A 405-nucleotide genomic window follows, 5' to 3' on the forward strand; every position below is an offset into this window, starting at 1 on the left:
GTGTATCACGCAGGCGCCAACTACGCGGCCAGCTTTTTGCTGTGCGCACTCCACGAAGCTGCCACGTTGTGGGGGGCCGCAGGCATCGACCGTGATGCCGCCGTGGCGGCCATGTGGCCGCTGGTGGACGGCACGCTGGCGGCGGCCCGCGCACGTGGCCTGGCTGGCGCTCTGGCAGGCCCGGTCTCGCGCGGAGACAGCGGCGTCATCGACAAACATCTGCAAGCGCTTGATGCACTGGGCGCGGATCACGCCGCGCTTTACACAGCGCTCACACGGCGTGCGCTGGCATTGGCGGCCGAACGCGGCGCACCTTCCGCAGACGTACTGGCCGGCCTCGCTGCGCGCCTGAATCCTACGCAATGACGGAGTCGGCGTGACTGGGATCGGATGGCGCGCATGCAC

Annotated in this window: 1 protein-coding gene; it reads left to right on the plus strand. The window is 69.1% G+C overall.

What is annotated here, in order from left to right; all coding sequences use genetic code 11:
- The coding region (locus C5L12_RS27925; RefSeq protein ID WP_157949159.1) for a DUF2520 domain-containing protein at positions 1–366 on the plus strand (366 nt) is incomplete at its 5' end.
- Positions 367–405: the final 39 nt, after the last annotated feature.

This window comes from Neorhizobium huautlense (assembly GCF_002968575.1).
Classification (GTDB): domain Bacteria; phylum Pseudomonadota; class Alphaproteobacteria; order Rhizobiales; family Rhizobiaceae; genus Neorhizobium; species Neorhizobium huautlense.